Here is a 1,213-nt window from a genome sequence, read left to right as displayed (position 1 = left end):
CCCACTATCAACGATACGCCAGCCACAATCACACAAATGTTCCGCAGCACTCCTCCACCCGAAGCGCTGGGATCCAAGACCATTCCACACCCAACTGACACGAAAAAACCACCAACAGCAGGCTCGACCACCGCAACGGTGTTACGACCTAGACTGAAAGCACCGTCCAGCATCTCACGAGCAGCCTCCCCCCAATCACTGTCAGAGAACATCGCAAACCACCAAGCAACAAGCGGGAACGCCCCCAATAGAACACAACCAATGCCAGCCAGCATTCAATCAGTCACATCCATCCATTTCAAAATAAGTGAAATAAGACGCATATTTTCAGACAAGCCGTCCACCCGTTCAACATTAGAGACTACCTACCTCATTTAGATCAAGAGGTGCATCAGTGCCATAACCCGTGGGTAGCATTATTGAACCAATCAGCACCCCACTTCCCAACGCCAGACCCAATGGCGGCGCCCACCGGACCACCGACACAGGCCCCAACAGCCGCCCCGGCCTGAGCCCCAGCCCAGCCACCGGCAGCCGAGACCGTTCATACCGTCGCCTACCGGGCAACACGATAGGGCCGCGGTCACCTGTTGGTCTCACCGTCGCCCTCATCGTCGGAGCCATACTTCGCCTCCCACTCAGCCTGCTCCCTACGACGCCAACGCCGCTCCTCATGCCACTCCGGATACATCCACCCCGGCAACCGCACCGGAATCAAACCCAACACCGCCACCACCAACATCGCCAATACGAAAATAGTAAGAAACGATCTTACAGGACTATTCTCGTCAATCCCAACAGGATCAGCCAGCCCCAATAGCCCACCAAACAGGAAGCACAATCCCACCGCAGGCTCGATCACCGCAATGGTATTGCGACCTAGACTGAACCCCCCATCTAGCATCTCACGAGCAGCCTCCCCCCAATCACTGTCAGAGAACATCGCAAACCACCAGAAGGAGAATGTAAATCCACCTAGTAAAATGCAGGTAATTCCCATTACAATGTCTTCAAACACGGCGGTTCACCCAACAAACAACACCATCAGTGCCACCACCCATGAATACCCTCATTCGCTTTATCGGCCAGCCATTTTCCAGCGCCAGACCCAATGGCAGCGCCAACCGCGCCGCCGACCACGGCACCCACCGGGCCACCGACGCAGGCCCCAATTGCCGCACCGGCCCAGCCACCAGCAGCCGAGACCGTTCAT

At 56.5% G+C, this 1,213-nt stretch carries 1 protein-coding gene and 2 pseudogenes; all 3 read right to left on the bottom strand.

What is annotated here, in order from left to right:
- A pseudogene (locus BKH20_RS14375) lies at positions 1-275 on the bottom strand (hypothetical protein); the annotation flags it as partial.
- 308 nt (positions 276-583) lie between these two features.
- Complete coding sequence (locus BKH20_RS10240) at positions 584-1,018, bottom strand: hypothetical protein (protein WP_256693137.1); 435 nt, start codon at positions 1,016-1,018, stop codon at positions 584-586.
- Between the two features lie 26 nt (positions 1,019-1,044).
- Positions 1,045-1,185: pseudogene (locus tag BKH20_RS15070) on the bottom strand (hypothetical protein); the annotation flags it as partial.
- Between the last annotated feature and the right edge of the window lie 28 nt (positions 1,186-1,213).

Origin of the sequence: Actinomyces oris (genome assembly GCF_001937445.1) — a bacterium.
Classification (GTDB): Bacteria; Actinomycetota; Actinomycetes; order Actinomycetales; family Actinomycetaceae; genus Actinomyces; species Actinomyces acetigenes.
Note: the sequence above shows the minus strand (reverse complement) of the source record. Positions and strands in the feature narration are given on the sequence as shown.